Raw genomic sequence first — 1,409 nt, forward strand, 5'->3', positions numbered from 1 at the left:
GTGTATAAGAGCCAGGTACCCGTCGCCGTGGCCCCCGGTGCGACCCCCTCCCCGGACGGCGCCCCGGACGGCGCCGGGCCCACCGCGGTGGGAGGCGCGCCGCCCGGCACCGGAGCCGAACCCCCCTGCGGGGACGCCACCGGGCCCGGCGGCGTCGGGGGTCCCGCCGACGGCGACGGCCGACCCGTCGCGTCCGCGCACCACTCCCGACGGACCGTTGCCGCCGCCTCCGGCGGCGGGGGGAGCACCCCCGCCCCGGGCACCGGGACCGATGCCCCCGGCGGGCCCGCCGTATCCGCCGTCCCCGCCGGGGAGGAGGCCGTGCTCGGCGCCCGGGGTCTGGCCGTCGGCTTCCCGCTGCCCGGCCGCCGGGTCGCCCGGGCCGTCGACGGCGTCGACCTCGACCTGCGCCCCGGCGAGATCCTCGCCCTCGCCGGGGAGTCCGGCTGCGGCAAGACCACCGTCGCCCGTGCCCTGCTGGGTCTGGAGCCCCCCACCGCCGGTGAGGTCCTGCACCGGGGCCGCCCGCTGCCCCGCAACCGGCGCGGCCTGTTGGCCTTCCGCCGCACCGCCCAACTGGTCCTCCAGGACCCCACCGGGGCCCTCAACCCCCGTCACACGGTGTACGAGGCGGTCGCCGAGGGCCTGCGGGTGCACGGCATCCGGGACCGCGAGCCCGAACGCGTCGCCGACGCGCTCTCCCGGGCCGGCCTGCGGCCCCCCGAGCGGTTCTTCGGCGTCCGCCCGCACGAACTCTCCGGCGGCCAGCGCCAGCGCGTGGTCATCGCCGGCGCCCTGGTCACCGGGCCCTCGGTACTGGTCGCCGACGAACCCGTCGCCTCCCTCGACGCCTCCGTGCGCGGCGAGATCCTCGCCCTGCTGCTGCGCCTGCGCCACGAGATCGGCCTCGCCGCCCTCGTCGTCACCCACGACCTCGGCCTGGCCTGGAACATCGCGGACCGGGTGGCGGTGATGTACCTGGGGCGGATCGTCGAGATCGGCCCCACCGTCGATGTCCTCACCACCCCCCGCCACCCCTACACCCGGGCGCTGCTCTCGGTGCTCCCGGACGCGCCGGTGAAGGACCGCCGCCCGCTCGTCGGGGAGTCCCCGGACGCCGCGGCGGTGCCGGGCGGGTGCCGCTTCCACCCCCGCTGTCCGGAGGTCGCCCCACCGCACGCCGACGCCTGCCGCGCCGTGCCCCTGCCGCCGCTGCCCGCCGACCGGGACGGCGCCGCCTGCCACCTCGTGACACCCCGGCCCGCCCCGGGGCCCACCGGGCGGTGACGACCGGGGAGGCGCCCGGGAAGCCGGACGCCCCGGCGGTGTTCGCCGGGGCGTGCCGGGGCGTCGGGCCCGGGGCCCCGTCGGTCAGGCCGCCGGGGTGACCGGCGGACGGGGGGAGGGGT

1 protein-coding gene is annotated in these 1,409 nt (G+C 79.8%); it reads left to right on the forward strand.

Features of this window, described 5'->3' with window-relative positions; all coding sequences use genetic code 11:
* Positions 1-321 precede the first annotated feature (321 nt).
* Complete coding sequence (locus tag FOE67_RS25730; protein WP_182667221.1) at positions 322-1,287, forward strand: ABC transporter ATP-binding protein; 966 nt, start codon at positions 322-324, stop codon at positions 1,285-1,287.
* The last annotated feature ends 122 nt before the right edge of the window (positions 1,288-1,409 follow it).

This window comes from Streptomyces calidiresistens, from assembly GCF_014141525.1.
GTDB lineage: Bacteria > Actinomycetota > Actinomycetes > Streptomycetales > Streptomycetaceae > Streptomyces > Streptomyces calidiresistens.